Source organism: Acinetobacter sp. CY73 (assembly GCF_059515865.1).
Map to the genome: position 1 here is coordinate 1 of NZ_JCAKMZ010000022.1, position 17,047 is coordinate 17,047.

Here is a 17,047-nt window from a genome sequence, read left to right on the forward strand (position 1 = left end):
TGCCGCCAGCGTTCAATCTGAGCCATGATCAAACTCTTCAGTTTAATATTGCTTAGTGCCTATAGGGCACCAATCTTGGCTCATCAATCTTCTGACAAATATTTCTCAAATAAACTTCGAGTCATTTCTACCATCAATCAATGAAAATAATTTCGATTAATCAATCAGTAAAAATCCACACAAGTTGTTCTTCATAATCTCTTAATGATCTTCTTGCTCTTCGTCAGAGACAAGTTCAACACAATACATCTCAACAACTTAACCTGTTCAGCTAAGTTCGTTTGCTGTATCGCGTCGGGATGCTGCGTATTCTATACAGTTTTATTTATCACGCAACCCCCATTTTATCTTAAAAACATCGAGTGTTTATTTTTTAATCCAAACTCATCAATTAAATGATCTTATGATCAATAAATGACCCGATATTTAATAAAATGCTTCATATGGTGAGGTTTAAGATGATTTTAATTGAAAAATACATAGCTCACGTCCATTTTTAAGTATAAAAATCGAAATTAATTTTGGCTGGTTACATACATCAGCTTTTGTACGTAACCTTATTATCTATGATAAAAAAAACTCCCAAATCACATAACCAATGCCAAAACCCAAAAATGAATAAAGAGTAATAATGAAAAATACAAAACTCGCTTTGTTTTTCTTTTTTAGAAAACTCATATCGCTTGAACCTTTAACATAACTTAATTGATTCTAGCTTATCCAACCACTTCATCAAGCATAATATCTAACTGATTTTTGACTGATCTATGTCAATAAAATTGATGGACTATTTATAATAAAATTAGTTTTTCTGCTGACTTAATATTTTTATAACATAATAGATCAATAACACCATCCCCCATCAATCACTGTATTGACCTAAGTAAGCCTTATATCATTATCAAGTGCTACGCCCCCATTGAGGGGTATCATTTACTTAAATAAATCTAGAAGCTAAATCCTAGATTTAAATTCACTCGATACATCCACTTATCACTATTGATTGAATCAGCTGAGGTAAATCCAGTTCCATTACTCGCGCCGCCAATAATATTGGCATTTTTACCCCATGTATAATCTGCCCAAATCATAAAAGGTGAAGCGATAAACATTGCACCTGTGGTGTTCATCTGTGATGCATCCCAATCACTGCGTTCTTTATCTAAATAACTATAGTCATTGTAAAAACGAATTGCTTTCAGTTTACCCATATCTTTAATTGGTAAAGTATAGGCTATGTTTAGACTGCCTATTGTTCCCTCTGAGGCAATAAAATACGATGGTGTCAGACCATTGGCCCCCATAAGGGTCATATCATTGCTAACGCCCGCTGGATTTTTAGCATCATATTCATACTTAATCACAGACGATTGTAAATTCCAACGTTCGTAGTTACTGTTGGTATGAAATCCCACTGCATAATATTTACCGTCATCATCAGTGATTTTATTATGCAGTTGCGATACCGAACCAGATAAGCCAATTTCATGTTTACCTAATGTTTTCGTTTCTAATTTATGTACAACGCGAGCATTAAATTGGTTGTGTTTTTCATTTTGATAAGCCGCTTGGAAAGGCAAATGATTCTCTGAAAAATCATCATAGGTTCCAGATTCTGGTGAATAACGTAAATCAGCATCCAACATGCGTGGATAGTAACCCAACTTAATATCCCAGTCTTGATTGTTAAAATTCCAATTCACACCTGGTGCAATATTGTTTCCATAACCTAAGAAAAATGGAATGTGATACGTCCAACCATTTTGCGGATAGGGATATAGCGCAAATGGCTTATACACTAAACCCGCTTCAATACTTTGATTTTGATCAATGTTATAGCCCACATACGCTTTTTCGATTGAGGTCATTTCTTGATCTTGGAGAATCGGGCTGGCATTCAAATAAAAATCGCCATATTTCCCTTTGAAATCTAGGCGAAAAATATCAAAATCTAATTTTCCAAATCCACGATTATCACTGGGTTGCCATTGTTCATAACGGTGATTAAAGCGGATTACCCCACCCACTTCAAATGAATGTGCACCATCCTCACTTTTCCATTCCAATGGACTGTCTTTTGCCATCAGCGTTGTAGACAAACAGATGGTTGCTAAAAGTACCGCTGTCACTAAAATTGTCTTTTTCATTTTTGCTTTCCCTAACATAATAAAAAAATTAGTTTTATATTTAAAACAATGTTTAATTCTTATTTTACTTAAAAAAAATTCTATCTCTGAGCGATCATTTCAACTCAATCAACCGTATCCATATAAAAAGAGATAGAACATCTTTAAGCTTTCCATTCATTCCCTGACGTATTTTCAGATTAGTACAATTTCTTTTGTGGTGGACCTGCAAATTTAAGTGGACCAATCGAGTTCATATCTAACTCAATCACGGCAGGGCCATTCAAATCAATGGCTTCTTTAATCGCTGTTTTGAACTCTTCTGCGCTACCTACTTTCCAGCTTTTCACACCCATAGATTCGCCTAAAGCTTGATAATCTGGAGTATGCAATTCATTGAAGTATTGGCGACCACCGAAGTAATTATTTTGAATACCACGCATTACGCCATATCCACCATCGTTCATGACCATCAACACCATGTCGGTATTTTCTTGCGCCATGGTTGCAATTTCACCAATACCTAACATGAGTCCACCATCACCGACTAAACCCACGACTTTCTTGCTTGGATTGGCAATGGATGCACCAATGGCATGTGCAAGACCTAAACCAATCGCACCTGCAAGTGAGTGAATATTTTTATTCGGTGTTTGTACTGGAAATAAACGACTCCCCCAAGTACTGCCCGACATGGTGATGTCACGTACAAAAATGCCATCTTCAGGAAGTGCTGCACGCAAGTGATCACAAATCAGTGCATATTGATCCATCTGTGTACGCAAAGCGTCTATAGCATTCTCACGAGCTGCTTTAATTTCTGCATCGTACGCTGCATCTACTTTTGATACGCCTGATAATGCATTGGCAACACGTGCAAGTGTGTCTTTCGCATCTGCACAAACAAATTGACCAATTTTGTAGTTACGTTGTTGTGCTACTGGGTTTGCATCCACCTGAATTATATTTTCAGGGAATACCACTGAATAAGTTTTGGTTTCGTTACTACGCAAGCGTGAACCTACCACAACCAATAAATCTGCATCTTGTAGTAATTTTTCAACTGCTGCGGAGTTGTGAAATGCACCGAGTGTACGTGGGTGATTATCCGCTAAAACGCCACGTGCATGGGTAGAGGACACAACAGGAATACCTAAGTCTGCAATGGCTTTGACTTCTTCAACTGCATTTAAAGTACCGCCACCAATCCAAAAAACTGGACGTTTTGCCACTTTAATTGCATCAGCAATGAAGCTCACTTCTGCATCTTCAGCCACAGGAATGTGTAATGCTTTGACAGGACCTAAATTTGCAGGCAAATCAATTTCTGCTGCTTGCACATCAATTGGAATTTCGACACTGACAGGTCCCATCGGTACTGTCGTTGCCACACGAATGGCTTCACGAATCACACCCACTGCATTGTCAGGACTTGTGATGCGAAATGCTGCTTTGCTCGATGCTTTTAAAAAGGTGAGTTGATCTTTTGTTTCATGAATAAAACTTGCATCACGATCTAAATATTCACGTTCAACTTGACCTGTTAAATGTAATACTGGACTTCCTGCATTCATTGCTTCGATCAGTGAACCCACTGCATTACCTGCGCCTGCCCCCGTACTTGTCAGTGCAACACCTAAACCTGTGAAACGAGAGTCTGAATCCGCCATCGTCACACAACCTGCTTCACCACGGGCTGCAACAAAACGGATTTTTTCACGGCGACCTACTGCATCTGCAATCGGTAAATTATGAATAGAAATTACGCCATACATACTTTTGACTTGGTGTGCTTCTAGAACTCTTGCGATTGCTTCGCCTACATTTACTTTTTCAGTCATTTCATCATTCCTTAATTTTTTTAATTTCAAATCTATTGTGCAATGGTGGTTTAGTCAGACCAAGGATTGGCTTGTTCGTTTAAACCGAGATAAATACTTTTCTGTTGCATATAAGACAGGATGCCTAATCGACCTTTCTCACGACCTATACCACTGTCTTTAAATCCACCAAAGGGTGCGCTGATTGAGAACTTTTTATAGGTGTTAATCCAAACCGTTCCGACTTCTAAAGTGCGTGCAATTTTCCATGCTTTACGATAATTTTCTGTCCAAATCCCAGCGGCTAAACCAAAGCAACTGTCATTGGCTTGTTCAATCAAGTCCTGCTCATTGTCATAAGACATCACCACAAGTACTGGTCCAAAAATTTCTTCTTGGCAGGTTTGTGCGCTATTTTTTAAGCCTGTAATAATGGTGGGTTTGTAAAAACTACCTTTGGCAAATTCACCCTCAGTAATCGCCTCGCCACCTGTGACAACCGTTCCACCTTCAGATTTTGCAAGCTCTACATAACGATGTACAGACTCCAAATGCTTTTGGTTAATCAGCGAGCCCATATGTACATTGGGTGTTTCAGGATGTCCGACACGCAAACCTTCAGTGATTTCTACAAGACGTTTTAGGAACTGTTCGTAAATAGATGAATGAATAAATAAACGTGAACCTGCGATACATGCCTGACCTGCTGAACTGAAAATACCGTAAGCAATGCCTTTCGCCGCAATTTCAATATCAGCATCTGGGAACACGATGGTTGGTGACTTTCCACCTAACTCAAGCGAAGTCGTAATCAACTTTTCTGCGGCAATATGCGCGAGATGACGACCTGTGGTTGTACCACCTGTAAATGAAATTTTGCGCACCAAAGGATGCTGTGCAATGGCATCACCAATGACTGAACCCCGACCTACAAGTACACTTAAAATACCTTTGGGTAAGCCGGCTTCTTCAAAGATTTTTGCAAGTTCTAATGCAATGAGTGATGTCGCTTCAGCAGGTTTTAGAATCACTGCATTCCCTGCTGCAATTGCAGGTGCAAGTTTTTGAACTTCACTTGCAATGGGTGAGTTCCAAGGTGTAATTGCTGCAATCACACCTATAGGTTCATGCACGCTCATAGTCATGAAATCAGGTGCACGCTGAGTCGTTAACTCTTCATTAAAGGTTTCACATGCAGCCGCATTAAACCGTGCAGTTGCAGCAGCACTCATCACTAATGCACGTGTTTCAGATAAAGGCTTACCATTATCACGTGTTTGAAGTTTTGATAATTCATCTACACGTGACTCAATAATATCTGCCACGCGATACAAAATTTTTGCACGCTCATGCGGTAATGAATTACGCCACTCAGGCTTACGCCAAGCTTGATCTGCTTTCACAATGGCTTCTTCAACATCTTCTAACGTCGCTGTTGAAATTTCGGCATTCACCGAGTTATCTGCTGGAAATAGGCTTTGAATCACATTCCCTCGACCAAGACGCCACTCACCTGCAATATAAATTTCTTTTACCATGGCACTCACCTATCCCTTTTAAATCTGAATTGCGTCTACGCTATTTCTGCATGCACGAATCACACTCAATGCAGCCAATGTTGAAGTTTTTGGATTACTTTCCAAAGGAACACCAATCATTTCTATACTCATTTGACCAAAGCGACCTGTCGCCACAATGGTGTGTTTATTTTGACGAATATGTGGATCAACCGTTAATTCAACTTGAGTTTCATCCATTCCAATGCCCGCTAAAGCAATAGTTGCTGCAACATTGGCATTTGCAGGAAAATTCAAAGCAGCTTCACGAGCTGTGCCTTTGTAAAACACAGTCGCTTCTTTCACATTGTCTAAATCAATGAGTTTTTCCGCATAACTACCACGCCAGCTATTTGGGCTTTTACACCCTTTATAAGTGACTTTTTCTAAGCCACCTTCTTTGGCTGCGGCAATGCCATCAATGCCCGCAATGGCACCTGCAAGAAGATGAAGATGCGCTCCTGATTTTTCTGCGGTTTTTTGCAATTGTTCAAAAAAAACAGGGTCTGCCAATGTACCTACTGAAATGAGACCAATGGTCCAACCACGTGCTAAGACCTGTTCAGCATGCTCTTTTACCGCTGCTTGTCCCGCAACTTCAATGACATAATCCGGTTCACCTACGCAATCATCGATTTTTGAAATGACCTGTACATCAGAGGAAACTTGCTCTTTCACGGCTTTAACACTACGTTCAGGTACAACCACCCATTTCAACTCAAGATCTTTAGGCAAATGTGTACGTACTTCATTTGCCATTGCACCAAAACCAATCATCATTAACTGTTTCATAGGTTCACCTTATAAATGCTTATTAAAGCCACCAGACACATCAATGGTTGAGCCTGTGGTGTATGAAGCCAATGGTGATGCGAGGAATACCAATGCACGTGCTGGTTCTTCGGGTTTACCTAGACGCGCCATGGGAATGCCACGTTTTTTCGCAATGTTGCCAATCCATTCTTCCCACGTTTGGCTTTGATCCGAACGCTCTGCAAAACGGCGTTTCCACTGTGCCGATTCCACCATACCGAGCAAGATTGAATTCACACGGATGTTGTACTGTGAAAACTCATGTGCCATTGAGTGCGTTAAATTCAACAAGGCAGCACGTGCTGAAGAAGTCGCAATCATGTGCGGTTCAGGTTGTAAAGCAAGCAGTGAATTTACATTGGTAATAGAACCAAAATTCGACTGCTTTAAAGCAGGTAAAAATGCTTTGATAGGATGCAATACACTGAAATATTTCAGTTCAATTTCTTTTAACCAATCTTCATCTTCAGTATTTTCAAAGTTTGAAACACGTCCCTGACCCGCATTGTTAATTAGGAGGTCAACACCACCAAATTCTTTTTCCACACTTTTTGCAAACTGAATAACATCGGCTTTATCTAGAACATTACATGTTGCTGTTAACAGTTTTGCATTTGGATAACGCGACAAAATAAATGCTTTTGATTCTGCAAGGCGTTGTTCATTACGACCACACCACGCCACATTGGCACCTTCAGCAACAAGGAGTTCAACCGTTGCCAGTCCAATGCCTGACGAGCCACCTGTGACCACTGCATTTTTCCCATTCAATTGGAAACTCATATCCATAACTCACATAAACGTTTACTTAAGCGATAATAAAATTTGATTAAATTGTTCTGCTTGGTCGAGATAACTCAAATGCCCAGCGTCTTCTATTGGATAGCAATGAGCGAATTTATAGGTATCTGCCAATGCCTGAATATCTTGTGCAGGAGTAATGCCATCTGACATGCCCATGACGACGTGCGTGTTTTTTTGCTGTTCTTGCAAATAAGGTTGTATTGCGTCGTAAGCCAGTAAATAAGATGCATGCGTAAAACCATCTAAGCTGATGTCTTGCATAACAGCAGTAATCAGTTCCATCGCATGTTGTGTTGCATGCGCAACTAAATAAGGTCCACGTGAATGTGCCATTCCCGTTGCACCCAATTCTTTCAACATAGTGGGTCTTTTTTCAAAGACGTCTTTTTGTTTTTGAGCATCAAAACCTTTATATCCTTGCGCTACATTCGCAAGAACTAAGGCACTCACACACTCAGGATATAAAGCATGAAATGCTGCAGCCTGTAATGCGCCCAATGAATGTCCAACCAAAATAACCTTGTTTAAATTCAACGCATCTAACAGACCTTTTAAACGTTTGGCATAGTCCGTTGCATTGGGTTGTGCTGTATTTAATACATCTGATTGACCGTAGCCTGGTGCATCCCAAGCAATGATATGAAAGTCACGACTTAAATCTTGCAGTTGTCTAACCCAAGAACCCGAACCCGAACTAATGCCGTGGAGTAATACCAAGGTTTGTCCTTGCCCTGCTTCTCTATAAGACTGTTTTACACCGTCGAATTGAATGGTTTTCAATTCAAATTGTTCGAGTTGCTCGATATAAGTCATGACTTCCTATCCTGAATAAATTAACGCTTGATTTGAGACAATGGATGCTCAGGTGGATAGTTAGGAATGGTTGGCTTTCCAGTCCCTAACATCACACACATCAATGCATCTTCAGTCCCTGGATTAAACAATCCGCGGTAAATCCCTGGTGGAATTGAAATCAAGTCACGCTCTTTTAAACGTGTAGAGAACTTCTCACCTTCATGTTCAATGAATAAATCAATTTCACCACGAAGCATAAAAAACACTTCTTCTACGTCATGATGAATATGTAAGGGGCCTTCACACTGAGGTGGTAGCACCATGGTTGAGAATGTGAAGTTCTCAGCCGGTACAGTGTTACTATCATCAGCAACACCCGTTGCACCTGTACCCATATAACGCATTTGTGCACGGCGATATTTAGGATCGTAATCTGCTTGGAACTTCAGTGCGTCAAAATCATATTTACGCGTTTCAAAGCGAGCAATACGTCCACCAATCCACTCTTCGAGCGTTTTATTTTCTGGTTGTTTCCAAGATTCAAATTGTTGAGTTGACATGAAACTCACTCCTTCAAGGTTTGGACAGAATCGTCATGACTCAAGATCTCATTCAGTCCGTTTGTTAAATGCTTATTTACGAATCACGACATGTGACATGCAAACTTTGTTTTTTAGTACTTCTTCAATAATGGCGCTAAGAAGAACGAACCAACGACTGCAACGACTGCAAGGAATGTAATACCTAGATTGAAGCTGCCTGTTTGCATCACAATTGCACCGATAATGACTGGCGCCGCTGCACTGGCAAAATTACCCAAACCATTAAAGATCCCACCTGCAGTCGCACCCACATCTGCTGTTGTGATACGTGCCAGTAATGCAAATACTGCTGCAACACCAAAGCCCCAAGCCATCGCACTCAAAGACATGGCTAAAATCACCATCATTGGATGGGTTGCAATGACCATGAGGTACATAAAAATACCTGCGACAAATAATCCACCACTGACTTGAATTGCACGTTTACCCATCTTGTCTGACAAGACAGCACCGACAATTTCACCAATCAACATGGCAATGAACGGGAAACTGGCATAGATACCAAACTCTTTTAGATTAAAACCTTTGTCTTGAATCAAATATGAAGGTACCCAACTGTTGAGCCCCCACAGGTAAGTCATCAAGGCAATGTTAAAAATACAGATCAACCAAAATGCACTGTTGCTTAAAAGCTTTTTCGTATTGGCAACATGTTCTTTAAAGTTGACGCGCTTTGCCACACCGTCCAAATCGACAGTGCGTTTCAAATTGAGATTTTTAAGACCAAAGTAAGCCAACAGCATGACAACAAGCGTTAAGGCTGCCATTACAAAAAATGTAGAATGCCAGTCATAATGGGCTAAGACATAAGCGGTGATTGGGAACCCTAGAAATGCACCAATGGGTGTTCCAAGTAAAAACATCGTCGATGCCCGTGCTTGCTGACGATCGGTATAGGTCTGTTTCACAATGGTATAAGCCAATGCAAATAACGGTCCTTCAGCCAATCCCAATAAGATTCGCAATACAACAAGGGTTGTAAAATCAGAAGTGAAACCCATGGCAAGCATGAGTAAACCCCATGAAGCCACACTCCAAAGCAACATTTTCTTCGGGCAAAAAATATCCCCTAAAAAACTTAAAAACATGGATGAAAAACCGTATGCCAATAAAAAGCTGGTCATCAACCATCCTAGTTTTGCTTTGTCTTGACCAATACCCATTACATCGATGAATGTTGCATCTGAAAACAGAACAGCAATACTGATTTTGTCAAAAAATGCGAGGATCACACAGATCATTAAAATGACGGCTGGTGTCCAATGTTTTATACCTGTCTTTGTTTCACTTTCCATGTTACGTTCCTTCGAATATGCGCTAAGTGAGTTGGCTAGTCCTGTTATTTCAATTTCATCAGATTGAATTCTGGATCTTGTAGTTGTCGTGGATCTAAGGTCTTTGCACTTGCTAACCATCTTTTTGCAAGTTTTACTAATTTGGGATCATTGACTGCAATCATATTAATCAGCTGATTTTTTTCATTCAGATAGAAAAAGCATTGCTGAGTAAAATGTGTTTTACGTGTAACCACTTGTGCAATTTCATCAGGTTGATACGTCCCCAAAATTTGAATATTGCATTGATATTGATCTGACCATAACCAAGGAATATCTTGATAGGGTGTCAGTTCATCTAACATTGATTTTGCTGCGGAAATCGCCTGGTTTTGTGCATTTGCCCAAGATTGAATGCAATACCCTAAAGCTGGATGTATTGCGACATCACCTGCTGCATAAATATCTGGATCAGAAGACTGACCATATTCATTCACAACAATGCCATCTTTAACCTCTAGCAATGCAGCGGCAGCTAATTCTTTGGCAATTTCAGCGCCTGCACCAACCACGACACAGTCAAATATATGTGAACTGCTCTCCACGTTTTGCACTTCAATTTTCTGATTTTCAATTTCATTCAGATTCAATTGAGTCGCATTTAAATGAATTTTGGTGCCCGCATCTTCATGTAAGTTTTTTAGAAAAGTTGAAACTTCTGGACTTACGCTTCTTGCACAAAGACGAGAACCATACTCAAAAATTTCAACATTTTTAGCTTGCTGACGTGCTGTTGCCGCAATTTCAAGACCAATCCAACCACCGCCAATCACCGCAATGTTTTTCGCTGTCTTAAATTGTTCTGCTAAGTTTTGGCAATCTTGAATATCGCGCAGGGTGTAAACATTTTTAAGTTCTGACCATTGCGCGACTGGAATACGAGCACGGCTTCCCGTAGCGATCAATAACTTGTCATATGCAAGCGATTTCCCACTTTGCAACTGAACCGTCTTAGCGAATTTATCGATATTCACAGCAGAATCGGGTTTGTGCCAAATCAATGAGAACGCATCAATTTGCGCTGCTGAAAATAAATTTAAACTTTCTGTAGACGCTTCTTGTGCTAGGACTTGTTTTGATAAAGGTGGGCGTTCATAAAAAACTTGATCTTCATTCGATACAACATGAATTTCACCGTTATATCCTTGGTTTCGTAGCGTATGAACGGCCCAACCCGCAGCTTGCCCAGCACCGATAATCACAATTTTATTCATGTTGTCGATATCCTTATCTTCGATTCATTACGCTGGTTTTACTTGACGACGTGTCTCGTGATCCAAGCCACCCTCAATCGCCCACTCTGTAAAGAGTTCTAGACGATGTTCTTCTTCACGTGGTTGCCATTCTTCTGTTAAGTAGTCATCGTTGGTGTAGTACTCAAATGCACCGCCCAATGGCGAATTTACATACCAAAAATATGCAGATGAAATCGGATGACGACCTGGACCAATAAATGTTGACCATTGCTGACGGTTCATACTCAAACCACCACCAATCACTTCGTGAATATCACGAACCACAAAAGCAACATGGTTTAAACCCGCTGGTTTATTGGGAATAGACAGTAGGAACAAATCATGATGGTAACCCTCGCCTCGGCAGCGCAGGAAAGCACCTCTATCTGTATAAGCATCAGATAAATGGAAGCCTAATTTTTCAATATAGAAGGCTTGAGTAGTTTTTAAATCTGGTGCGAAAAATACAACATGACCAATATCAACAGGCTCTGCTTTTTCATAAACAGGGCTAGCAGCATTTACACGCTGAACGTTACCAAATTGGTTAATGCCTTCTGTACGTGCTTGAGCAACATCTTTCGTAATCGTTTTTTCAAAAACAATCGTCATGCCATTTGGGTCAAGACATTGCACTTTAGCGTCGCCTGCTAAAAAATTTGGTTCAGCGGAAAGCTTTACTTTTAACGCTTCAAGGTCTTGATCATTTTCAACCCCCCAAGTCACTTCACGTAATGTAGAGCCTGCTTCAATTGCTTCTGGTAAACGCGCATCTGCAATATCAAATAAATAAATTTTGCAGCCATTTTGGGTTTGATATAAATCTGTACCCTCAATATCCGAAGCAGTTGCTGTTAAACCAAAATCGGTCAAAAAGGTTTTCGCTTCAGCTCGGTCTTCAACACCAAATTTTAGAACTTCAATACCTGTGATCATGTGTTGCTCCTTAATTAAATACAAAGCCACCATTCACAGGAATGTTTTGACCCGTCACGAAAGAAGACATATCCGAAAGTAGATAAATCGCTGTGCCGTTTAAATCCTGTGGATGTTGTTGACGTTGTATTGCTCGTCCATTGACATACAAATCATGACGAGCCTGAGGTACATATTCGGTTGCTTCTACAAGCGTTAAACCTGGGCTAATGGTGTTGACACAAATATTGTCTTCACCCAATTCGCGTGCCATAGAACGTGTCATGGAAAGAATTGCACCTTTACTTGCAACATAAGCCATTAAACGTTGTGCACCCCACATTGCGGTATCCGATGCAATATTGACAATTTTCCCTGAACCCGCTTTTTTCAGGTGCGGAACACAGGCTTGTGTGACCAACCAAGTGCCTTTCACATTGACAGTCATCACGCGATCCCAAAGATCTTCGTCATATTCCATCATTGACACACCGCCAACACCTGTTGCGAGAGCCGCACAGTTAATTAAGCCATCTAAGCCATTTAACATTGCAACCGCTTGATCAACGGCTTGCTGAATAGATGCTTTTTGACTTAAATCAATGTTAACCGCAGAAACATCTAATCCTTGTTCAAAGAGTGCCTTTGCTTCTTGGTTTACCAAATCCGCCAAAATATCTGCCATGACAACTGATGCACCAGCTTCAGCAACAGCTTGAGCGAAATCACGCCCCAAACCCCGTGCTGCACCGGTCACAAGAATGCGTTTACCCGCTAAAATTGGCAGATTAGCCATGAGACGCTTCCTTCATATCAATACGGTTTTCATGTTGAGAACTGTGAAGTGATGCAAACTTTTGAAGTTGCTTTTCTGCTTCTTTTTTCATTAAACGGCGTAAACGTGATAAGCCCACATCATGCTGATAAAGGAATTCATGTTTACGGGCATTGGGTGCAAGGTTTTCTAAAATAATGCGGTCTTGCTCTAATACATCCCAATGCAATTGCTCTAAATGATTGCGATATAAAAAGCGCCATACATTACGTTGCCAGCCTGAAACTTTACGGCAGCGCCAAAAGAACACGCGTGTATTGTTTTCATCAATTGGGGTTGCAAAACCAACAATCCAGAATTCACCACCTGGACCAAACTGCTTACGATAAGGAATAGATAAACGTAACCAAGCTGTACCTGTTTGACCGTATTCAACCCAGTCAAAGTTCACGCCTGTTTGACCTTCTTTTTCAAACACAAAGCCATCTTTGGTCGAGCGATGTTTCATTGCTGCTGTTTTTTCACCGTCCGCCATTGAATGCGATGTGCAATGCAAATACGTACCGTGCATTGGATCCATCACGTTATCAACTGCATATTGATGGTTCACTTTCCAGTCTGCCATGCACAGGAATGAACTCCATTCTTCACTTGCTAGTTGATCTGGAAGTACAAGTTCAGCAGGAGCTTCGTTGACATCAATACCAAACCAAATAAAAATTGCACCGTGTAGTTCTTGAACTTGATAAGTTTTTACACAGTCGCTGCCTTTTAATGGACAGTCATGTACAGCCGGCACATCTTCAACCACACCATCATGACGAACTTCAACACCGTGATACCAACATGCAATACGGTTACCTAAGTTCCAACCTAAAGATAGACGTGCACCACGGTGTGGACAACGATCTTCCAATGCATGAACCTGACCTTTATCATCACGCCATACCACAATGTTTTCGCCTAGACGTGTAATACCAACAGGATTCGAACCCACTTCCCAACTTGCCAATACTGGATACCATTGATCACGCAAACCAAGGTCTAAATATTGTTCAACATTCATTTCTGCAATAGTCATCATGATGTCCTTATCTGTTAATAACCTAAACGTTGCATTTCAGTCGAAAAACTTCCGACTGACCACAAATCGCCAGATTCATCTCTAAATCCTTGACCATTCAATGCATTTACCAAGTCATCTAATTCAGTGATACCATTCGTGAAAGCAGTAATTAAATGCTGAACAAAATCCTGCTCATACGGGCTTGGCTCTTTGTAGCGGTTTTGCCATACCAAATGCTCGGCCTGACCTGGAATCTGAATATTATTAATACCAGCATCACTTGAAGGCATTGCCTTGATCCATCTCGCTAGTTTTTCGTTATATTGCTTCATTTGAAATCTTCCCTAATCACTCAATGTTTAAAGTTGAATCTGAATTTCTTCGTTCTCAACTCGGACAGGATATGTGCATAAATCGCGGCAACCTGGTCCACTCTCTAAACGCCCCGTCGGAATATCGAAAATTGCTTCATGCAACGGACATTCAACAGTTGAATCTTCAATAAAACCTTCAGTTAAAAGTGCAAATGCATGTGGGCAAACATTCTCAATCGCAAAATACTTTTCTTCGATCATGAATACCCCGATCTTCTTTTCATTGATCTCGATCGCTTTAGGTTCTTCCTCTGCAACCTCATCGATCTGACATACTGAAATCCAATTCATCAAAAAACTCCATGTTTTACATGCAAAACATTATTTATTATTTAAAACTTAGTATCAGGATAGTATTTATACAAAATAAATGTCAAACATTATTTATCAATATAATTCAGTAACTTAATTTAAAAAAATATTTAGTAACGTTTCAAATAGAAAATTTTGTTTTACCTACAACATTTTTTTTGAAATTTATAATGTTAAAATGGAGTAGCGAATCCCTAAATTAGGGTAAATTTAAATATCATTGTTAAGGTTAATTTTTAAATGGACTCTACTGAAGCTGAACTTAGATTTGATCCAGAAGCGCAAAAAAATGAAGAGCGTTATTTAGTTCCAGGCTTGGTAAGAGGTTTATCAATCCTTAGATTGTTTGATGAACATAATCAGGAAATGACGATTACTGAAATTGCAGAAAAATTAGATGTCAATCGGTCAAGTGCTTTTCGCTTAATTTATACCTTAGAGTTCTGCGGCTATCTCCGAAAAATGTCGCAAAAGACCTATGCTTTGAATAGCAACGTTATGGAGTTAGGTTTCAATAGCCTTTTGAAATCATCAATTACCGAATTAGCTTCGCCACTGATGCGTGAGCTACGCGATAGAATTAAAATTGCGGTACATCTTTCTATTTTAGAAAATACCGATATTGTCTTTATTAGCAATATGCAATCGACGGGTGCATTCACAAGTAATATCCATGTGGGAACGCGATGGCATGCTCATGCGACCGTGATTGGCCAATTATTATTGGCAAACATGTCAGAATCTGAAGTCATCAAACGGTATCAAAATTTTAAAAATTGGGAGGTTTACTCTGAGATGACCCCCCGTAATTTAGAAGAGTTACTCGCACGCTTGAGGCTAGTCAAACAAAAACCCTGCATGATTAGTTGGGGGCATTTTAATACCGATATGGCTGCGTGCGCTGCTCCCATTTATAATCAGTCAACACGACAGATTACAGCTGTACTCTCCGTTAGCTGTCCATTAAGTACCTACAGTGAGGCTGAATTTACACAAGACGTTTCTAAATTAGTCATTAATTATGCTGATAAAATTTCTAAATTTATTTATAGGTGATAACCAATTTAGCTAATTGATAAGTTAAATCACTTCTTAAAGCTTATTGACATTCGCTGTGCAAAGAATAGCGAGAAAATAAAAATTCAATCGCCAAATTGAATTCACTTTTGCTATGTCACACACTGTATTGAACCAAAACATTTAAAAATATGATCTACCAATCAAGATAGATAGAAAGGAAGCACCAGCTTCCTTTTTAAATATTCTATGAATGAAATCACTATAGATTTTATAATGTCTAATTTAAATTGATTTATTAGCCAATACAGCATCTGATTCTAATTTCCTTGCAAGCAATCCCATTGCAACTAATGCGACCAATGCACACGGAAACATAGAAAAAAGCACAGCTGAGGTTCCTCCACCAGAGCTTAAAATAAAACCAGCCATTGCAGGACCAACCATTGCGCCTACACGACCAATGGCATTTGCAGCACCTACCCCTTGACCACGATGTTCAGTGACATAGGTAAAACTACTAAATGCATAAGACAAGCCATTACTACCAATAATAAAGAAGCCAGTAAATGCTGCAGCCATGTACATTAACGTGAGTGTGGGCGCACTATTCATTAACACTAAGCCAATTAATATGCCCACATAAACCACACTAATGATAATGACTTTATTGCCTTTATCAATCAGACCCGTAAATAACAATGTCCCTACAGTCGCGCCAATTTGGAAAAAAACTTGCGCCATACTTCCCTGTTGCTTTGAGAAACCCAATTCGACAAATAATGATGGCAACCAACTCAACATGATGTATAAAAGCATGGCAGTAAAGAAACACCCTGCCCAAAGGAGCAAAGTTTTCAAGCTTTGATTTTCATTAAACAATGCTTTTGAATAACTTTGTGGCTTCTTAATCTGCTTAATTTCTTGATATTCTCTAGATTCAGGCAGATAAGCAATCATAAATGGTACGATCAAGAGAGGAATGATCCCACCTGCATAAAAAATCGCTTTCCAATCATTTGAGCTATCAAATGCAACCCATAATGATATTAAAATTGCACCGATGGGCATGCCACAATACATCATTCCCACTGCCTTACCTTTATTCTCCAGTGAGACTGATTCGGATACCATGGCTATCAAATTCGGTAATGCTGCACCAAATCCTAAACCCGCTAAAAAACGTACCCACAACAATCCGTAATAAGTTTGAACAAAAACGATCGATAATGTGAAGATAGAAAATAATATAACTGAGCCAATGAGTACTTTTTTCCGTCCAAAGCGATCAGCATAGTAGCCTCCAACAATCGCACCAGGAAGCAACCCAAATATTCCAACACTAAATAACACACCGAGTTGGGACGAATCCAAACCGAAATGTTCCTTGATTGAAGATGCGGCGACACCAATCGCTTGAATATCAATACCTTCAATCAGTGCAATGATAAAACAGATCACTATAGTAATATTAATTTTGCTGTATGTGTGTGCATTTTCCAT

The 17,047-nt window shown here is 39.8% G+C and carries 17 protein-coding genes; 1 reads left to right on the forward strand and 16 read right to left on the reverse strand.

The window, feature by feature from the left end; all coding sequences use genetic code 11:
• Positions 1-564 precede the first annotated feature (564 nt).
• From AC5YD2_RS11030 to AC5YD2_RS11100, 15 genes are all read right to left on the reverse strand, one after another.
• Positions 565-678 carry a hypothetical protein gene (locus AC5YD2_RS11030; RefSeq protein WP_496126376.1) on the reverse strand — a complete coding sequence of 38 codons (114 nt, stop codon included), beginning with the start codon at positions 676-678 and terminating at the stop codon, positions 565-567.
• Between the two features lie 269 nt (positions 679-947).
• A complete protein-coding gene (locus AC5YD2_RS11035; protein ID WP_496126377.1) occupies positions 948-2,147 on the reverse strand; it encodes a hypothetical protein in 1,200 nt (399 codons plus the stop codon).
• A gap of 179 nt (positions 2,148-2,326) precedes the next feature.
• Positions 2,327-3,967: a thiamine pyrophosphate-binding protein gene (locus tag AC5YD2_RS11040; RefSeq protein ID WP_496126378.1), complete on the reverse strand. Its 1,641-nt coding sequence runs from the start codon at positions 3,965-3,967 to the stop codon at positions 2,327-2,329.
• Between the two features lie 50 nt (positions 3,968-4,017).
• Positions 4,018-5,484: an aldehyde dehydrogenase gene (locus AC5YD2_RS11045; RefSeq protein ID WP_496126379.1), complete on the reverse strand. Its 1,467-nt coding sequence runs from the start codon at positions 5,482-5,484 to the stop codon at positions 4,018-4,020.
• Positions 5,485-5,502: 18 nt separating this feature from the next.
• Positions 5,503-6,294, reverse strand: coding sequence for an aspartate dehydrogenase (locus AC5YD2_RS11050; RefSeq protein ID WP_496126380.1), 792 nt, complete (start codon positions 6,292-6,294; stop codon positions 5,503-5,505).
• Between the two features lie 9 nt (positions 6,295-6,303).
• Entirely contained in the window at positions 6,304-7,098 is a 795-nt protein-coding gene (locus AC5YD2_RS11055; RefSeq protein WP_496126381.1) for an SDR family oxidoreductase, read from the reverse strand.
• Between the two features lie 21 nt (positions 7,099-7,119).
• Positions 7,120-7,932, reverse strand: coding sequence for an alpha/beta fold hydrolase (locus AC5YD2_RS11060; RefSeq protein ID WP_496126382.1), 813 nt, complete (start codon positions 7,930-7,932; stop codon positions 7,120-7,122).
• Positions 7,933-7,952: 20 nt separating this feature from the next.
• A complete protein-coding gene (locus tag AC5YD2_RS11065; RefSeq protein ID WP_496126383.1) occupies positions 7,953-8,474 on the reverse strand; it encodes a cupin domain-containing protein in 522 nt (173 codons plus the stop codon).
• Positions 8,475-8,587: 113 nt separating this feature from the next.
• A complete protein-coding gene (locus AC5YD2_RS11070; RefSeq protein WP_496126384.1) occupies positions 8,588-9,811 on the reverse strand; it encodes an MFS transporter in 1,224 nt (407 codons plus the stop codon).
• A gap of 44 nt (positions 9,812-9,855) precedes the next feature.
• A complete protein-coding gene (locus AC5YD2_RS11075; protein WP_496126385.1) occupies positions 9,856-11,064 on the reverse strand; it encodes an NAD(P)/FAD-dependent oxidoreductase in 1,209 nt (402 codons plus the stop codon).
• A 27-nt stretch (positions 11,065-11,091) separates the two neighbouring features.
• The gene (locus tag AC5YD2_RS11080; protein WP_496126386.1) at positions 11,092-12,021 is read right to left on the reverse strand and encodes a VOC family protein; all 930 of its coding nucleotides are present in this window, start codon (positions 12,019-12,021) and stop codon (positions 11,092-11,094) included.
• A 10-nt stretch (positions 12,022-12,031) separates the two neighbouring features.
• Entirely contained in the window at positions 12,032-12,796 is a 765-nt protein-coding gene (locus AC5YD2_RS11085) for an SDR family oxidoreductase (RefSeq protein WP_496126387.1), read from the reverse strand.
• Positions 12,789-13,856: a Rieske 2Fe-2S domain-containing protein gene (locus tag AC5YD2_RS11090; RefSeq protein WP_496126388.1), complete on the reverse strand. Its 1,068-nt coding sequence runs from the start codon at positions 13,854-13,856 to the stop codon at positions 12,789-12,791. Before AC5YD2_RS11090 ends, AC5YD2_RS11085 begins: the two co-directional genes overlap by 8 nt.
• Before the next feature lie 17 nt (positions 13,857-13,873).
• Positions 13,874-14,173 (reverse strand): recombinase-like helix-turn-helix domain-containing protein, encoded by a 300-nt coding sequence (locus AC5YD2_RS11095; RefSeq protein ID WP_496126389.1) that lies wholly within the window; start codon positions 14,171-14,173, stop codon positions 13,874-13,876.
• 27 nt (positions 14,174-14,200) lie between these two features.
• On the reverse strand, positions 14,201-14,506 hold the full coding sequence (locus AC5YD2_RS11100) for a non-heme iron oxygenase ferredoxin subunit (RefSeq protein WP_496126390.1): 306 nt from the start codon (positions 14,504-14,506) through the stop codon (positions 14,201-14,203).
• Between the two features lie 261 nt (positions 14,507-14,767).
• Here AC5YD2_RS11100 and AC5YD2_RS11105 point away from each other — a divergent pair, with 261 nt between their 5' ends.
• Positions 14,768-15,583, forward strand: a complete 816-nt coding sequence (locus tag AC5YD2_RS11105) for an IclR family transcriptional regulator (protein ID WP_496126391.1) — start codon at positions 14,768-14,770, stop codon at positions 15,581-15,583.
• A gap of 246 nt (positions 15,584-15,829) precedes the next feature.
• Here the strand turns inward: AC5YD2_RS11105 and mhpT are convergent, their stop codons facing one another.
• The gene (gene mhpT / locus AC5YD2_RS11110; protein ID WP_496126392.1) at positions 15,830-17,047 is read right to left on the reverse strand and encodes a 3-(3-hydroxy-phenyl)propionate transporter MhpT; all 1,218 of its coding nucleotides are present in this window, start codon (positions 17,045-17,047) and stop codon (positions 15,830-15,832) included.

Excerpts from the sequence above, each read along its gene's own strand:
- AC5YD2_RS11080 (WP_496126386.1), bottom strand. The coding sequence starts at position 12,021 with ATGATCACAGGTATTGAAGTTCTAAAATTTGGTGTTGAAGACCGAGCT.
- AC5YD2_RS11075 (WP_496126385.1), bottom strand. The coding sequence starts at position 11,064 with ATGAATAAAATTGTGATTATCGGTGCTGGGCAAGCTGCGGGTTGGGCC.
- mhpT (WP_496126392.1), bottom strand. The coding sequence starts at position 17,047 with ATGGAAAATGCACACACATACAGCAAAATTAATATTACTATAGTGATC.
- AC5YD2_RS11105 (WP_496126391.1), top strand. The coding sequence starts at position 14,768 with ATGGACTCTACTGAAGCTGAACTTAGATTTGATCCAGAAGCGCAAAAA.
- AC5YD2_RS11040 (WP_496126378.1), bottom strand. The coding sequence starts at position 3,967 with ATGACTGAAAAAGTAAATGTAGGCGAAGCAATCGCAAGAGTTCTAGAA.
- AC5YD2_RS11045 (WP_496126379.1), bottom strand. The coding sequence starts at position 5,484 with ATGGTAAAAGAAATTTATATTGCAGGTGAGTGGCGTCTTGGTCGAGGG.
- AC5YD2_RS11060 (WP_496126382.1), bottom strand. The coding sequence starts at position 7,932 with ATGACTTATATCGAGCAACTCGAACAATTTGAATTGAAAACCATTCAA.
- AC5YD2_RS11070 (WP_496126384.1), bottom strand. The coding sequence starts at position 9,811 with ATGGAAAGTGAAACAAAGACAGGTATAAAACATTGGACACCAGCCGTC.
- AC5YD2_RS11085 (WP_496126387.1), bottom strand. The coding sequence starts at position 12,796 with ATGGCTAATCTGCCAATTTTAGCGGGTAAACGCATTCTTGTGACCGGT.
- AC5YD2_RS11065 (WP_496126383.1), bottom strand. The coding sequence starts at position 8,474 with ATGTCAACTCAACAATTTGAATCTTGGAAACAACCAGAAAATAAAACG.
- AC5YD2_RS11090 (WP_496126388.1), bottom strand. The coding sequence starts at position 13,856 with ATGACTATTGCAGAAATGAATGTTGAACAATATTTAGACCTTGGTTTG.
- AC5YD2_RS11100 (WP_496126390.1), bottom strand. The coding sequence starts at position 14,506 with ATGAATTGGATTTCAGTATGTCAGATCGATGAGGTTGCAGAGGAAGAA.
- AC5YD2_RS11055 (WP_496126381.1), bottom strand. The coding sequence starts at position 7,098 with ATGAGTTTCCAATTGAATGGGAAAAATGCAGTGGTCACAGGTGGCTCG.
- AC5YD2_RS11035 (WP_496126377.1), bottom strand. The coding sequence starts at position 2,147 with ATGAAAAAGACAATTTTAGTGACAGCGGTACTTTTAGCAACCATCTGT.
- AC5YD2_RS11050 (WP_496126380.1), bottom strand. The coding sequence starts at position 6,294 with ATGAAACAGTTAATGATGATTGGTTTTGGTGCAATGGCAAATGAAGTA.
- AC5YD2_RS11095 (WP_496126389.1), bottom strand. The coding sequence starts at position 14,173 with ATGAAGCAATATAACGAAAAACTAGCGAGATGGATCAAGGCAATGCCT.
- AC5YD2_RS11030 (WP_496126376.1), bottom strand. The coding sequence starts at position 678 with ATGAGTTTTCTAAAAAAGAAAAACAAAGCGAGTTTTGTATTTTTCATT.